The following is a 15,593-nucleotide window of genomic DNA, read 5'->3' as shown; positions in this document are numbered from 1 at the left end:
CGGTTCAACCCCGGCAGGCAGCACGCGACAACCGAAGACAGTCTTCACGTTCCACCGTGGCCGCACTGTTCCCCGTGCTGACGCAACGCCCCGAGCACGGATCCCAGCACGGCCACCGCCCCTGCCTTGTCCAGCGGATCGTTGCCGTTCCCGCACTTCGGCGACTGGACGCAGGACGGGCAGCCCGTCGGGCACTCGCAGGAGACGATCGCCTCCCGCGTAGCGGCCAGCCACGGGACAATCGCGGCATAACCGCGGTCGGCAAACCCCGCACCCCCGGGATGCCCATCGTGCACGAACACCGTCGCCTCCCCGGTGTCCTCGTGCCACGCGGTAGACACCCCGCCGATGTCCCAGCGGTCGCACGTAGCGAACAGCGGTAGCAGGCCGATCGCCGCGTGCTCGGCGGCATGCAGGGCACCGGGGACGCGCGCCGGAAGCAAACCGGCGCCCCCCGGTGCTCTGCCAGCACCCCCGGTCCCCACCGGTCCCACCGCACCACCGATCTCGACCTCGGCACCGGGCCCCCGCCCACCCGCCGGTTGCCCCGAAACTTCGCCGGTTACCCCGACAACCGACGAGGCGCCCCCGGTCCCCACCGGTTCTCCATCCGCCCGACGGGCCGCTGACCCCGCAGCGGCCCCGCCGTTCTCCGCGGCGGTTGGCTCTGTGCTTCCGGTCCCCGCTGGTTCGCCAACCGCACGGCTGGCCGCCGACGCCTCAGTGGTCCCGTCGTTCTCCGCAGCAGTCGGCGATGTGCTTCCGGTCCCCACTGGTTCGCCAACCGCACGGCTGGCCGCCGACGCCTCAGTGGTCCCGCCGTTCTCCGCGGCGGTTGGCGACTTGCTTCCGGTCCCCACCGGCTCATCAGTCGCCCGGCTGGCCGCTCTCCCCGCAGCGGCCCCGTCGTTCTCCGCGGCGGTCGGTGACACGCTTCCGATCCCCGCTGGTTCGCCACCCGCACCACTGATCGATGACGCCGTGGCGGCCCCGCCGGTTTCCGCGGAGTCCGGCGAACTCCCGGTCCCCGCCGGCTCTCCCGCTCCCCCGCCGCTCGTTGGGCCCGCGCCGATTCGGCTGGGATTCCCGATGGCTGGTGACGTGTACTCGGTTCCCGCCGACTCGCCGCCCGCCCCATCGGTCGCCGACCCGGCAGCGACTCTGCCGAGATCCCCAGCGGTCCGCGAGCCCACCGAACCCCGGCCAACCCCAGGCGGAGATTCCAGCAGCTCACCCGAAACCGTGTACCAAACCGCCCTCGTGTGGAGGCTCTGCTCCGGCAGGTCGAGCGGCGTATGGTCCAGCACCTCGCCCGACGGCCGCCGTCGCAGATATCCCACTACCTGCGACGTCACCGCGACCTCGCCCAGGCACACCGTCACCCCGTCGTGGCGGCATTGTTCTTCCGTCGACAGCACCGAAATGTCCACGATCTCGCGCGGCGAAGTCGTCCAGTCCGGATCCTCCGCGTGCACCAGCGCGAGACCCGTCTCCAGATCCAGCTCATCGACGACGTACGACGAACCCTGGTGCAAATACACCGCACCCGGATGGACCGAGTAGCAAACCGAGCCGGGGTCGACGGTGCCCAGCATTCGGCCCGAGTCCGCTTCCACTACCGCGATCTGGTCGCCGCCCGAGCCGCGGATGCCGACTTCGCCGTGCGGGCGGTCGCGCGAAGTCCAGTACCAGCCGCTCGACCGGCGGCGCAGCAGCTTCTCCGACGCCAGATCCGCCAGCACCGCCCGGGCCGCGTCGCCGCCGAAGGTTTCCAGTTCTGGTTCGGTGAGCGGCAACTCCGCGACGGCGCACGCGAGCTGCGGGCCCAGCACGTACGGGTTCGTCGGGTCCAGCACCGCCGTCTCCACCGGGCGTTCCAGCAACGCGGCCGGATGGTGCACCAGGTACGTGTCGAGCGGATCATCCCGCGCGACGAACACCACCAAGGCTTCATCGCCCGAACGCCCGGCGCGGCCGGATTGCTGCCAGAAAGACGCGAGAGTTCCGGGATAACCCGCCAGGACCACGGCGTCCAGTCCGGCGATGTCGACGCCCAGCTCCAACGCATTCGTGGTCGCGACACCTAGCAGGCGACCAGAGAGCAGGGCTTGCTCTAGCGCCCGACGCTCCTCAGGGAGATAGCCGGACCGGTACGCGGCAACGGTATCCGCCAACCGAGGGTCCACTTCGGACAGCAGGCGGCGGGTGCCAAGCGCGGTCAGCTCGGCTCCGCGGCGGGAGCGGACGAAAGCCAGCGATCGCGCGCCTTCGACCACCAGCTCGGTGAGAATCCGCGCGGTCTCGACCCCGGCCGGACGGCGGACGGGCGCGCCGTTCTCCCCAGTCAGTTCGTCCAGCAGCGGCGGCTCCCACAGCGCGACCGTGCGCGCCCCGCGCGGCGATGCGTCATCGGTGACCGCGGAACACTCGACCCCGGTGAGGCGCGTGGCGAATGAGGCAGGCGAAGCGGTGGTCGCCGAAGCCAGCACGAACACCGGCGACGCGCCGTAGTGCTCCGCCACCCGGCGCAGGCGGCGCAGCAACAGCGCGACGTGCGAGCCGAAGACGCCGCGATAGCTGTGGCATTCGTCGACCACCACATACCGCAGCCGGCGGAAGAACTGCGTCCATCGGGAGTGCGCCGAAAGGATGCCGCGGTGCAGCATGTCGGGGTTGCTGAACACCCAGTTCGCGTGTGCGCGGACCCAGTCGCGCTCTGTCATCGGGGTGTCCCCGTCGAACGCCGCCGCGCGCACGCCCGCGACGTCCAAAGTGGACACCGCGCGCAGCTGATCAGCGCCGAGCGCCTTCGTCGGCGAGAGGTACAGCGCGGTCGCCCGCCCGTCCGCGGCCAGCGCGCTGAGCACCGGCAGCTGATACGCCAGCGACTTCCCGGACGCGGTGCCGGTGGACACCACGACATGCGTGCCCGAATGCGCCAGCGAAGCCGCCTCGGCCTGGTGCCGCCACGGTTTTTCCACTCCGGCCGCGCCGAACGCGGCCACGACCGACGGCTCCGCCCACTCCGGCCACGGCTCGTGCCGGGCCGCGCGTTCCGGCAGCCGGGACACGTGCGTCACCGGATTCTCGTGCGCCGGGATCCCCGCTGTGACCCGGTCCAGCAGCCTCCGTCCTCGCTCTCCCACCACGTGCCGAAGCTTCGCACAGGGCACCGACAAAACCTGGCCGAGATCGATCCAGTGACCAATCACACAAGGTTACCGAACGTGCTGTGACCGGGACGCATTGCGGACGCGCAGATCACTACCAATACACTCCCTCGATCCACACCCACTGTGGCGAGCGTCATGTGAGACGTGCATTGCTTGCACGGCTAGCGTGTCCTTCGGCACAGATCCCCGCCAGTGCAGGCGCGCCGGGTACGACGGGCCCGCGCTGGCCAGACGGCGTTCCCAGGAGGACGAATGTCCCGGCAGTTCCTCGCGGAGGGCGGCATCACGCTCACCGGGGGTGGCTACACCATCGTCGGTGTGGTCGCCGTGGTCGCCCTTGTCGCACTGGCTATCGGTTACGTGCTGCTCAAGGAGGTGCTGGCCGCGGGCCAGGGCACCGCCAAGATGCAGGACATCGCGAAGGCAGTGCAGGAAGGTGCGGCCGCATACCTGAAGCGGCAGCGCAACACCCTCGCCATCTTCGGCGTGATCGTGTTCCTGCTCCTGTTCGCGCTTCCCGCGGACGACTGGAGCGAACGGATCGGCCGGTCGATCTTCTTCCTCGTCGGGGCGGTGTTCTCGTTCACCATCGGCTACCTCGGCATGTGGCTGGCCACGCAGGCGAACCTGCGCGTGGCCGCCGCGTCGCGCGAGGAAGGCGGCCGCGAGAAGGCGATGCGCGTGGCGTTCCGCACCGGCGGCGTGGTCGGCATGATCACCGTCGGGCTCGGCCTTTTCGGCGCGGCGATCGTGGTGCTCGTCTACACCGGCCAGGCACCGAAGGTGTTGGAGGGCTTCGGTTTCGGCGCGGCGCTGATCGCCATGTTCATGCGAGTCGGCGGCGGCATCTTCACGAAGGCCGCCGACGTCGGCGCTGACCTGGTCGGCAAGGTCGAGCAGGGTATCCCCGAGGACGACCCGCGCAACGCCGCGACGATCGCGGACAACGTCGGCGACAACGTGGGCGACTGCGCCGGCATGGCCGCGGACCTCTTCGAGTCCTACGCGGTGATGCTCGTGGCCGCGCTGATCCTCGGCAGCTCCGCGTTCGGCGCGCACGGCCTGATCTTCCCGCTGATCGTGCCCGCCATCGGCGTGATCACCGCGGTGATCGGCGTCTACATCACGAAGGCGCGCGCGGGCGAGGGCGGTCTGGTCACGATCAACCGCTCGTTCTACATCTCCGCGGTCATTTCCGCGGTGCTGTCGGCGGTCGCCGCGTTCATCTACCTGCCGAGCAGCTTCGCCGATTTCGGCGAGGGCTTCGCGCACAACACCGGCAACCCGGCGGTGATCGCGACGGTCGCGGTGATCATCGGCATCGTGCTCGCCGCGCTGATCCTGCGCATCACCGGCTACTACACCGGCACCGAGCACAAGCCGGTGAAGGACGTCGGCAAGACGTCGGAAACCGGTGCGGCGACGGTGATCCTGTCCGGTATCTCGGTCGGGTTCGAGTCCGCCGTGTACACCGCGCTGGTGATCGCCGCCGCGGTGTTCGGCGCGTTCCTGCTCGGCGGCGGCGTCGCGCTGTTCGCGGTGGCGCTGGCCGGCACCGGCCTGCTGACCACCGTCGGCGTCATCGTCGCGATGGACACCTTCGGCCCGGTTTCGGACAACGCGCAGGGCATCGCCGAGATGTCCGGCGACGTGGACGAGAAGGCCGCGCAGATCCTCACCGAGCTGGACGCGGTCGGCAACACCACCAAGGCCATCACCAAGGGCATCGCGATCGCCACCGCGGTGCTCGCGGCGACCGCGCTGTTCGGGTCCTACTCGGACGCGATCTCGAAGGCCGTCGGCAGCACGGGTTCGTTCGTCGCGAACATCGTCAGCCCGGAGACCCTGGTCGGCGTGATCGTCGGCGCGGCCGTGGTGTTCCTCTTCTCCGGTCTCGCGGTCAACGCGGTCTCGCGCGCCGCGGGCGCGGTGGTGTACGAGGTGCGCCGCCAGTTCCGGGAGATCCCGGGGATCATGGAGGGCACCACGCGGCCCGAGTACGGCCGGGTCGTCGACATCGTCACCCGCGATTCGCTGCGGGAGCTGGCGACGCCGGGTCTGCTGGCCGTTTTCGCGCCGATCGCGGTCGGTTTCGGCCTCGGCACCGGTGCGCTCGCCGGGTACCTGGCCGGCGCGATCGCGACCGGCACGCTGATGGCGATCTTCCTCGCCAACTCCGGTGGCGCGTGGGACAACGCCAAGAAGCTCGTCGAGGACGGCAACCACGGCGGCAAGGGTTCCGACGCGCACGAGGCGACGATCATCGGCGACACCGTCGGCGACCCGTTCAAGGACACCGCCGGTCCCGCGATCAACCCGCTGATCAAGGTCATGAACCTGGTCTCGGTGCTGATCGCGCCCGCGGTGGTCACGCTGACGCTCGGCGGCGGCGCGGACACCACGTGGCGGATCGTGATCGCGGTGGTCGCGGTCGCGGTGATCGTCGCGGCGATCGTCGTGTCCAAGCGGCGCGGCAGTGTCATGGCGGAGACTCCGGCGGAGGCGAAAGCCTGACGCGTTGCTCCATTCGGGCCCGGTACGCCTCGTGCGTGCCGGGCCCTTTCGCGTCCGGAAGACGGGGCGAGTTGCGGACTACCGGCGGGTCGGTACCGTGCGGAGGACACGGATTTCGAGGGACGGGAGTGGTGCGAGTGCGGCCGCGGTGGACCGGTTTAGCCGCGCTGGCAACAGGAATCGGCATCGGGTTGACGGGTTGCGGGCAACCGCCGCCGCCGGCTGAGCAGGTCTCCTCCGGCGGGCACGCGGAGGCGGCGAGCCAGGTCGATCCGGCCGCGAAGTGGGCCGACGGATACTGCGGCGCGGTCACGCATCTGGTTCGTGCTTTGGCGAATCTGCCCTCGATCGACCCGAGTTCGTCGGCGCAGGCCACGCGCACGTCCAGCGATCTCCTGGCGTCAGTCGCCACCGGCATCGACCAGACCGTGTCCGGACTGCACCGGGTCGGCCCCGCGCCGTTGCCCGGCGGCGAACCGGCGCGCACCGCTTTGCTCGGTCAATTCACCTCGGTGCGGCAGCAGGCCGACGAGGTGCGCGGCAAACTCGAGGCGGCCGCCGATCCCGACGCGGTGAAGGCAGCGCTGGACGACGCGAAGTCGGCTATCGACCAGATTTCCCGCCTCGACGTCCTCAAGGGCTTGGACGCGACACCAGCCCTGTCCGCGGCGGGCAAGCGCGCGGCGGGCTGTCAGCAATTGGTGGTGCCGCCCGCGCCGCGCTGAACAGGATCGAGTGCCCGCCGAAGGGCGACGGCCCGCTCCGCGTCGTGGTGTTCGACGACGGCCAGGTAGTGCTGAAGCAGGACCTGCCGAGACCGTTCGAGCTCATCCAAGCCGACCGACGCCGCCCGGCCGTCCCGCAACGTCTCCAGCACCGGCGCGGGCAGCTGGTCGACTTCACGTCCGTGCCAAGGATTCAAGCCGTGCCGCAGGCATTCCAGCGCGATGATCTGGGTGCGTAGGTCGTCGAGCATCAGGACGGCCTGCCACGTCCGACCTCGGGCGATGGCCGAGCGGGCATGCAGCGCGTACAGCCACGCCATGCCGATCACCTGCTCGCTGCCCGGTTTTGGGGCTCTGGTCGGTTCGTTGGCCTGACCGAAAACGAGCTGGAAGCTGTCCTCGGTGGCGCGGAAGAGCTCGTGCGGCCAGAACGACACATCGACCTGAAGCGAGGAGCCGAGGAGGAAGACTCGGTAGCGAACTCCCTCGCGTGAGATGACGTCGAGGGTGTCGGCGACTCCGAACTTCTCGTCGAGCGAGCGCGTCCAGCGCGCGACTACCGCGGCTTCGTTCGCGTTCTCCGCGAGCTGGAGGACGAGATCGATGTCCGACCATCGGTCCTCGGTTCCGCGAGCGGTCGAACCGACCAGGGCGGCTCCGGCGATGTCGACGTCCTGGCGGGCCGAGGCGATCAGCTCGTCGCGGATCTGGACGCGTTCGGCGACCTTGAACAAGCTCCCTCCCAGGCCGGTATTGCCATACCGGTATTAGTATACCGGCACTGGCGCTTCAGGCTGCAATCAATGACGCAGGCATCCCCTCGACAGCGCCGATCGCGCAGCCGCAGCCGTGCTGGTCGCGGTCTCTGCGCTGATCAGCGCGGCTGTAGCGTCGACGGACTTCTGCACCCCGCCGGTTTCCTGCCTGCGGGGAAGCCTGGCGACCTGATCCGTACCGAACCCTCGCCTCTGGGCCGCTCGCGCCGACGGTAGCTTGGCGCGGCCCGGGACCGCGTCCGCTGGTCTCCCTCGCGGTCGGCACGCACGGGCAGGGCGACCAGTGCGCGCCGTCGAAGCTGCTCAACACACCCGTGCACTACCGCCCGCCCTTCGATCTCATGGCGGGCTACGAAGTCGCTGCCATGGCCAGCCTGCTCATCCGCGGCTACGCGGTCATCGACGCCGCCCGCGCCGCTCAGCGGCTGCCGGGCACTCCGGCCCCGAGCGGCCCGGTCGCCTTCTGGGGCTACTCCCAGGGCGGCGGCGCAGCGGGCGGCGCGGCCGAAGCGGCGCGTGCCTACGCTCCCGAACTCGATCTCCGCGGGTCCTATGTGGGCGCTGCTCCCACTGATCTCGCGGCACTCTCCGACAAGCTCTCCGACACCCTGCTGTCCGGCGTTCTCGGCTACTACCTCAACGGGATCATCGCCGCCTATCCGCACACCGCGCCGGTCATCCAGGCCGGACTCAACGACGCGGGGAAAGCCATGCTGCAGAAGGTTTCCGGGCAATGCGTCGTGGAAACCGCGCTCGACTACGGTTACCGCCGCTCCGGCGACTTCACCGCCCGCGGCGAGTCGATTATCGCGATGCTCAACGCGAATCCCGAAACTCGCGCCATCCTCGCGTCCCATCGGCTCGGTGCCATCTCGCCGTCCGCGCCGGTGCTCATGTCCACTGGCGACAACGACGACATCGTCCCCGCGCCAGCCGTACGCACCACTGCCGCCGACTGGTGCCGTCGCGGCGCGACTGTGCAAGTCGACGACATCCGGCTCCCTTCGGTCCTGCCCGGCACCGCGCTCGGCCACATCGCCAACTACGCCGTCGCCACGCCCACCGCGCTCGACTGGCTTGCCGGGCGCTTCGCCGGAAGCCCCGCTCCCAGCACCTGCTGACCGATCGGGGAAAACCTGAGCGTGACCCTCGCGTTCAATCGAACTTGTGTTCTATCATCGGCGGCGTGGATCGGACGATCTCGCTGTTTTCGGCGGAGGCGACCGGCCCAGGCCTGCCAGACCTGGCCGGGCTGTTGTGCTGCCAAGGACAGATCACCGGGTTCGGCCGCACGGCGGCGCGGCTGTCGGTGCTGGTCGAGGAGTCGTGGCGGGCTCGGGTGCTGGCGAGGGAATGCCGCGGCCGGGGCGCGGACGCGCAGGTCGCGGTGGCCGAATGCGGCAGATCGCAGGTGCGCACGTCGTTCCGGGTCGATCTGCTCGGGTTCGCCGAGCAATGGCTGCGGCCGGGGCACACCGGTCCGGTGGAGGACGATTCGGGCAAGGCGGTGCCGGGCGGCTTCCGGCTGAGCGGCGCGATGCTGCGGATGTGGGCGCTCGCGGCAGGCCGTCCCGAACCCGGCGGCTACCTGCTGGGCGTCGATCCGCTGGCCCCGGGGATGCACGAGGAATTGCTGACCGCGCTCGCGGCGCTGGGCGTCCAGGCGCGGCTGCTCGGGCCGAAGGCGGAGCTGCCCGCGGTGCGGGTGAGCGGGCGACGGAAGCTGGCCGGACTGCTGGAGCTGATCGGCGAACCGCCCGCTGGGGCGGAGTCGGTCTGGCCGGAGCTGCCACCGGCCGGGGAGCGCCGCGAACGGACGCCAGACGGGCCGCGTCGAGGGGCTCCGGCGGAGAGCCCCGCACAGTATTTACTGGAGGCTGTCGGGTAGCTGCGCACAAGAAAAGGCCCCCGTCGCTCAGCGAAGCGACGAGGGACCTTTCCGGTGGGGAAGTCTTACGGTTTCGGCAGGGTGCAGCCTTGCTGGTTGAGGTCGATCTCGTTGGCCGGGGTCAGGCAGGCCGGAATGCCGTAGGTCTCCTGGCCGTACTTGTAGTTCGGCCGCACGGTCGTGTTGCCGGCTTCGTCGACCTCGCACGGGTTGTTCAGCGTGCAGCTCTCGCCGTTGTCGTTGGACGTGTTGTTCACGCCGATGACCTTGCCGGTGGTGCGGTCGACGACCGGCGAACCCGACGTGCCGCCGATGGTCGCGCAGCCCGGCACGTAGCGGATCGAGTCCTTCCAGACCCAGTTGTTCTCGTGCAGTTCGTGCACGAAACCGTCGATCGAGCAGGAGTAGATCTGCTTCCAGTACCCGGACACCACGTCGATCGGCGTGCCCGCCTGCGGGTGGCTGTTGACCAGCTCGAGCGGCGGCACGTTGTACTTCTGCTGGATGTCGGCGTAGGTGTCGGACAGCTGGTACAGCGAGATGTCGGTGTCGGTCATCGTCGCGTAGACGACCTTGGTCGCGGTCACGGTGCCCACCGAGCTCTGCCCGTCCGGCGAGAGGAGGTCGAACGACCGGTTCGAGGCCTGTCCGACGATCACCTGGCCCGGATCGGGCATGCCTTCCTCGAGGCAGTGGCCGTTCGACAGCACCATCGCGGGCGCGTCCATCGGCGTGGCGGCCGGTTTCACGACTGAACCGGAGCAGTTGGACAGCGCCACGGCGCCGGTGAACGTGGTGGTCGCCGCACTTGCTTCGGGGGCGGTGACCAGCGCGAATGTCGCCGTGACGGCGATCGCGACGCCAACCAGTCGGCGGATCATGGTGGGTTCCTTTCGGCTGGGGGGAGGAATAAGTGAACCGTCGACTTACTTGGACCCGCCACCGTCTAACGGAGGGTATCGGTGGTATGACCAGTTACCCTGCACGGCACGTGTCCGACATCACGTGCTAGGTGTGGAGGAGAAACATCGCCGAGGTCAGCGGCGATCCGACGGGCAAGGGCCCGGCGGCTCGACAGGGCACCTCGACGCTGCGCGGACACCGGGGACGTGCACACTGACAGGTCGAGACGCGGGCGCAGTACCCCTCTGGTGCAGGGGTGAGAGCGCCGCTGCGGCGGCGCGGAGATGAGTGGAGAGCAGGGCAGCGTGGCAGGAACACGGACCAAGAAGAGCGGTACCGGGGGCAGCGGTGCCGATCGACGGCGGCTGGTGATCGTCGAGTCGCCAACCAAGGCCCGCAAGATCGCCCCCTATCTCGGCGGCAACTACGTCGTCGAGTCCTCCGTCGGGCACATCCGGGACCTGCCCCGCGGCGCCGCCGACGTCCCCGCGCAGTACAAGGGCGAGTCGTGGGCGCGGCTCGGGGTCGACATCGACAACGACTTCAAGCCGCTGTACATCGTCACCCCGGACAAGAAGTCCAAGGTCACCGAGCTGAAGGGGCTGCTGAAGGACGTCGACGAGCTCTACCTCGCGACGGACCCCGACCGCGAGGGCGAGGCCATCGCGTGGCACCTGCTGGAGACCTTGAAGCCCAAGGTCCCGGTGCGCCGGATGGTCTTCCACGAGGTCACCGAGCAGGCCATCCAGGCGGCCGCCGCGGCCACCCGCGAGCTGGACGCCGACCTCGTCGACGCGCAGGAGACCCGCCGCATCCTCGACCGGCTGTACGGCTACGAGGTCTCGCCGGTGCTGTGGAAGAAGGTCATGCCGAAGCTCTCGGCAGGCCGCGTGCAGTCCGTGGCGACGCGGATCGTCGTGGAGCGCGAGCGCGAGCGGATGCGCTTCACCTCGGCGTCGTACTGGGACATCTCGGCGACCATGGACGCCGGTGCGGACGCTTCGCCGCGTACGTTCCCCTCGCGCCTCGTCGCGGTCGACGGCTCGCGCCTCGCGACGGGTCGCGACTTCGACTCCAACGGTCAGCTCAAGGGCAACGCCGCGGACATCCGCGTGCTCGGCGAGTCCGACGCGCGGGCGCTGGCTCAGGCGTTGAACGGGCGTGACTTCAAGGTCGCGAGCGTCGAAGAGAAGCCGTACACGCGGAAGCCGTACGCGCCGTTCATGACGTCGACGCTGCAGCAGGAGGCGGGCCGCAAGCTGCGCTTCACCTCCGAGCGCACGATGCGAGTCGCGCAGAAGCTGTACGAGAACGGTTACATCACCTATATGCGTACCGACTCCACGACGCTGTCGGAGTCGGCGATCACGGCCGCGCGCAGCCAGGCAACGCAGCTGTACGGCAAGGAGTACGTCTCGCCGTCGCCGCGCCAGTACACGCGCAAGGTCAAGAACGCGCAGGAAGCGCACGAGGCGATCCGTCCGTCGGGCGAGGTCTTCCGTACGCCGGGGCAGGTCGCGAAAGAGCTGGACACCGACGAGTTCCGGCTCTACGAGATGATCTGGCAGCGCACCATCGCGTCGCAGATGGCGGACGCGAAGGGCACCACGATGTCGGTGCGCATCGTCGGCACCGCGGCGACCGGCGAGGAGTGCACCTTCGCCTCTTCGGGTCGCACGATCACCTTCGCGGGCTTCCTGAAGGCGTACGTCGAGGCAGTCGACAGCGAGGCCGGCGGCGAGGCCGACGACAAGCAGAGCCGGCTTCCGGTGCTGGTCAAGGACCAGGGCCTGACCGCGCCCGAGCTGTCCGCGGACGGCCACTCCACGTCGCCGCCCGCGCGCTACTCCGAGCCGAGCCTGGTCAGCAAGCTGGAAGAGCTGGGCATCGGCCGCCCGTCGACCTACGCGTCGATCATCAAGACCATCCAGGACCGCGGCTACGTCTGGAAGAAGGGCTCCGCCCTTGTCCCGTCGTGGGTCGCGTTCGCGGTGATCGGCTTGCTGGAGCGGCACTTCGAACGGCTGGTGGACTACAACTTCACCGCCGGTCTCGAGGACGAGCTGGACCGCATCGCCAGCGGCGACGAGCACCGCGTCGAATGGCTGTCGAAGTTCTACTTCGGCGGCGACTTCGGCGTCGAGGGCTCGGTCGGCCGGCTGGGCGGGCTGAAGAAGCTGGTCGACGGCAGCGTCGAGGGCATCGACGCGCGCGAGATCAACTCGATCCCGATGTTCAGCGACGCCGAAGGCCACCAGGTCGTGGTGCGCGTCGGCCGGTACGGCCCGTATCTGGAGCGCGAGGTCAACGGCGAGTCGCAGCGCGCGAACCTGCCCGAAGACCTGCCGCCGGACGAGCTGACCGCGGAGATCGCGGAGAAGCTCTTCGCGACGCCGCAGGAAGGCCGGGTGCTGGGCACCGACCCGGTCAGCGGACACGAGATCGTGGCGAAGGAAGGCCGCTTCGGCCCGTACGTCACGGAGCTGCTGCCTGAGCCGGAGCTGCCCGAGGACGCCACCGCGGCGCAGAAGAAGGCCGCGAAGGCGAAGCTGCCGAAGCCGCGTACGGGCTCGCTGTTCAAGTCGATGTCGGTCGAGACGATCACGCTCGACGACGCGCTGAAGCTGCTGTCGCTGCCGCGCGTCGTGGGCAAGGACCCAGAGTCGGGCGACGAGATCACCGCGCAGAACGGGCGCTACGGGCCGTACCTGAAGAAGGGCACGGACTCGCGGTCGATCCAGACCGAGGACCAGCTGTTCTCGATCACGCTGGAAGAGGCGCTGAAGATCTATTCGGAGCCGAAGCAGCGCGGCCGGTCGGCTACCGCGCGTCCGCCGCTGAAGGAACTCGGCGACGACCCGGTGTCGGGCAAGCCGATGGTGGTCAAGGACGGCCGCTTCGGCCCGTACGTGACCGACGGCGAGTACAACGCGACATTGCGGAAGTCCGACAGCATCGAGGAACTCACCGCGGAGCGCGGGGCCGAACTGCTGGCGGAGAAGCGCGCGAAGGGTCCGGCTCCGAAGAAGCGGACCACGACGCGCAAGGCGCCGGCGAAGTCCACCGCGGCGAAGTCGACCACGACCAAGTCGGCGGCGGCGAAGTCGACGACTGCGAAGAAGGCTCCGGCCAAGCGGAGCAGTACGGCGACGAAGTCGAAGTAACGAGGATCTGAAGGGCCACCTGGAAAACTCCGGGTGGCCCTTTCTCGTGTCAGGGGGACGGATGGGGGAGACACGGTTGGGGGAGACACAGCGCGCTCGCGCCGCGGTTTCCGTGGTTTTCGCGGTGTGTGGTGCGGCATTCGCTTCGTGGGCGGCTCGAGTGCCTGCGGTGCAAGCGAAACTCGGACTCAGCGCCGGAGAACTCGGGATCGGGCTGTTCGGGCTTGCTGCGGGTTCGGTCGTCGCGTTGCTGGCCGCGGGACCGTTGATCACGAAGATCGGCAGCCGGCGCGGGGTGCTGTGCGGGGCTGCCGTGCTGTGCGGAGGACTGCCGCTCGTCGCCTTCGCGCCGGACGTGCCGCTGTTCGTCGCCGCGCTGGTGGTGCTCGGGGTGGGCAACAGCCTGCTGGATGTGTCGATGAACGCGCACGCCGCGCGCGTCGAAGAGGCTTACGGGCGACCGATTTTCGCCGGGTTCCACGCTTTCTGGAACATCGGCGGGCTGGCTGGCTCGGGTGTCGCGGCGCTGATGGAGCTGTGGCGCGTGCCGATCGAAGCGCACTTCACTGCCGCTGGCGTGGTGCTTCTGGTGCTCGCGATCTTCGCTGCTTCGCAATTCCTGCCGGGCGCTGACCGCGGACAGGGTGAAGCGGCGTTTGCCTTGCCCAGCAAGGCATTGATCCCATTGGGCGTGATCGCGTTCTGCGGTTTCGTCGCGGAAGGCACGGTGAACGACTGGAGTGCGGTGTACCTCCGCGAGGTCACCACGGCGAGCGCGGCCGTCGCGTCGTTGGGTTACTTCGCGTTCTCGATCACGATGATCGCGGTGCGCACGGTGGCGGACCGGGTCGTCGAGCGCGTTGGTGCGGTGCTGTTCATGCGGGTCGCGACCGCGGTGACGGTCGCCGGGTTCGTGCTGGTGGTCGCGGTTCCGGTGCCGGTGGTCTCGGTGATCGGGTTCGCCGTGGTCGGGCTTGGGGTGTCCGGGATGGTGCCGCTCGCGTGGAGCGCGGCCGGACGCAAGCAGCCGGAGGTGCCGGGCCGGGCGATCGCGGCTGTCGCGGCGTGCGGGTATCTCGGGTTCCTCGCCGGTCCGGTGCTGGTCAGCGGCCTGAGCGGCGGGATCGGCCTGCACTGGGCGCTCGCGGTGGTCGGCGCTCTCGTGGTGGCGGTCGGCTTCCTGGCCCCGACGATGCGTGCCGGCGATCCGGTTTCGCGGCGCTGACCGACCGCTCGGCGCACGGATGGGTTGACTCGAACAAAAGTTCGAGAAATTGTCGGTACCAGGGTGTTCAATGACGGGGTGAGCAGTTCAGCACCCGTCGTCTTCGACGTCATCGACGAGGTCATCGGACCGCTGCGGGCTGAGATGCCGCAGCGGCCTTCGGTGATGGAGTTCTACGACCCGCATTTCGAGGTGCCGCCCGTGCTGGCCGAGGAGGAGCCCGCCGGAGCGGCTTCGGGACTGAGCCTCGCCGAGGAGGTCCGGCAGTCGTTCGGGCCGATGCTCGGCGCCGGGCTGGCCGAGGAGGTGGAGCAGTACACGCGGTTCGTCGCCGGGATGGCCGCGCTCGGGCTCGCCGCCGACGGCGAGGTGACCGCCGAGGCGGTCGAGCTGTACCGAGTGCTGCGCGGAGGGTTCATCCGGGGAGTGGTCACCGGGGTGTTCCCGGCGAGCGAGGAGCCGTGGGAGGTGCGGTTCTTCGGAGACGAGGACTTCACCACGGTGATGAGCAAACTGGGCCGCCGGGCGCGGCTGCGGTCCGGAATGCTCAGCGCACTGCCCGGATGGGTGTTCGACGGCCTGCCGGACCGGCCGCCTGGTCCGGGCCCCGCGGTGCGTATTGAGACTGATGACAGCGGCCTGATCCCTCGGGCGGCGTGGGGGGATCTGGATGTGATCCGGGCGGCGGTGGCTCGGCCTCGGCAGGGGACGGTGCTGGTGGATTTGGCTGTGCGGGACTCGGTGTTGGCGGAGTATCCGCACGGGGCGTTCGGGCTGGTGGACAACGACCAGGGGCGGTATCAGTTTCGGGCCGCGCCGAAGGGTGGGGGTGGATGGGTGGTGACGTGGTCACCGGCTACTCGGGGGACTGCGGAGGCTTGGATCGTGGAGGCGGTGCGGAGTTGTATTTGACGGGGGTGGGGTTGCCAGGGTTGGGGGTGCCGGGGGTGGGGGTGAAGTGGCTGGGTTAGCTGGAGCTGAGTTTGGTGTGGCTGGGTTGGCCGGGGGTTGAGTTAGCCGGGGCTCGGTTAGCGGGGGTTGGGTTTGGCGTGGCCGGGTTAGCCGGAGCCGGGTTGGCCGGGGCTGGGTTTGGCGTGGCCGGGTTAGCCGGGGATGGGTTTGCGGGTCTGCGCGGCAAACTGTGTTTTATGGCGTCGGCTCCGCCGCCGCGGCGGGATCGCCTTTAAGTCGGCGTGTGGAGGGGCAGTGCGCACGGCCTGGGGGC

At 69.4% G+C, this 15,593-nt stretch carries 10 protein-coding genes; 7 read left to right on the top strand and 3 right to left on the bottom strand.

The annotated features are described in order from the left end of the window. Positions 1 to 44 precede the first annotated feature (44 nt). Complete coding sequence (locus ACFXI3_RS30810) at positions 45 to 3,149, bottom strand: DEAD/DEAH box helicase (protein WP_378404234.1); 3,105 nt, start codon at positions 3,147 to 3,149, stop codon at positions 45 to 47. Positions 3,150 to 3,425: 276 nt separating this feature from the next. On the opposite strand from ACFXI3_RS30810, the gene ACFXI3_RS30805 reads away from it, so the two are divergent. Together ACFXI3_RS30805 and ACFXI3_RS30800 are read left to right on the top strand one after the other, a co-directional pair. After that, positions 3,426 to 5,687 carry a sodium-translocating pyrophosphatase gene (locus ACFXI3_RS30805; RefSeq protein ID WP_344265633.1) on the top strand — a complete coding sequence of 754 codons (2,262 nt, stop codon included), beginning with the start codon at positions 3,426 to 3,428 and terminating at the stop codon, positions 5,685 to 5,687. Positions 5,688 to 5,818: 131 nt separating this feature from the next. Further along, positions 5,819 to 6,412, top strand: coding sequence for a hypothetical protein (locus ACFXI3_RS30800; protein ID WP_378404232.1), 594 nt, complete (start codon positions 5,819 to 5,821; stop codon positions 6,410 to 6,412). On the opposite strand, the gene ACFXI3_RS30795 is transcribed toward ACFXI3_RS30800, so the two are convergent. After that, positions 6,379 to 7,146 (bottom strand): nucleotidyltransferase domain-containing protein, encoded by a 768-nt coding sequence (locus tag ACFXI3_RS30795; protein WP_378404230.1) that lies wholly within the window; start codon positions 7,144 to 7,146, stop codon positions 6,379 to 6,381. The two genes, ACFXI3_RS30800 and ACFXI3_RS30795, sit on opposite strands and share 34 nt — an antisense overlap. A gap of 383 nt (positions 7,147 to 7,529) precedes the next feature. Here ACFXI3_RS30795 and ACFXI3_RS30790 point away from each other — a divergent pair, with 383 nt between their 5' ends. Then, positions 7,530 to 8,309, top strand: a complete 780-nt coding sequence (locus ACFXI3_RS30790) for a lipase family protein (RefSeq protein ID WP_378404228.1) — start codon at positions 7,530 to 7,532, stop codon at positions 8,307 to 8,309. A gap of 65 nt (positions 8,310 to 8,374) precedes the next feature. Continuing rightward, positions 8,375 to 9,076 carry a hypothetical protein gene (locus ACFXI3_RS30785; protein WP_378404226.1) on the top strand — a complete coding sequence of 234 codons (702 nt, stop codon included), beginning with the start codon at positions 8,375 to 8,377 and terminating at the stop codon, positions 9,074 to 9,076. A 65-nt stretch (positions 9,077 to 9,141) separates the two neighbouring features. On the opposite strand, the gene ACFXI3_RS30780 is transcribed toward ACFXI3_RS30785, so the two are convergent. Continuing rightward, the gene (locus tag ACFXI3_RS30780; protein ID WP_378404224.1) at positions 9,142 to 9,957 is read right to left on the bottom strand and encodes a serine protease; all 816 of its coding nucleotides are present in this window, start codon (positions 9,955 to 9,957) and stop codon (positions 9,142 to 9,144) included. A 306-nt stretch (positions 9,958 to 10,263) separates the two neighbouring features. Here ACFXI3_RS30780 and topA point away from each other — a divergent pair, with 306 nt between their 5' ends. The 3 genes from topA (at position 10,264) to ACFXI3_RS30765 (ending at position 15,280) form a co-directional block, all read left to right on the top strand. Next, positions 10,264 to 13,143 carry a type I DNA topoisomerase gene (gene topA, locus ACFXI3_RS30775; RefSeq protein ID WP_378404222.1) on the top strand — a complete coding sequence of 960 codons (2,880 nt, stop codon included), beginning with the start codon at positions 10,264 to 10,266 and terminating at the stop codon, positions 13,141 to 13,143. A gap of 61 nt (positions 13,144 to 13,204) precedes the next feature. Next, entirely contained in the window at positions 13,205 to 14,368 is a 1,164-nt protein-coding gene (locus ACFXI3_RS30770) for an MFS transporter (protein ID WP_378404220.1), read from the top strand. Between the two features lie 63 nt (positions 14,369 to 14,431). Further along, positions 14,432 to 15,280 (top strand): ESX secretion-associated protein EspG, encoded by an 849-nt coding sequence (locus ACFXI3_RS30765; protein WP_344265608.1) that lies wholly within the window; start codon positions 14,432 to 14,434, stop codon positions 15,278 to 15,280. Positions 15,281 to 15,593: the final 313 nt, after the last annotated feature.

The sequence above is a fragment of the Amycolatopsis sp. NPDC059235 genome (assembly GCF_042754125.1).
Classification (GTDB): Bacteria; Actinomycetota; Actinomycetes; order Mycobacteriales; family Pseudonocardiaceae; genus Amycolatopsis; species Amycolatopsis albidoflava.
This window is presented reverse-complemented; position numbering and strand designations above follow the sequence as displayed.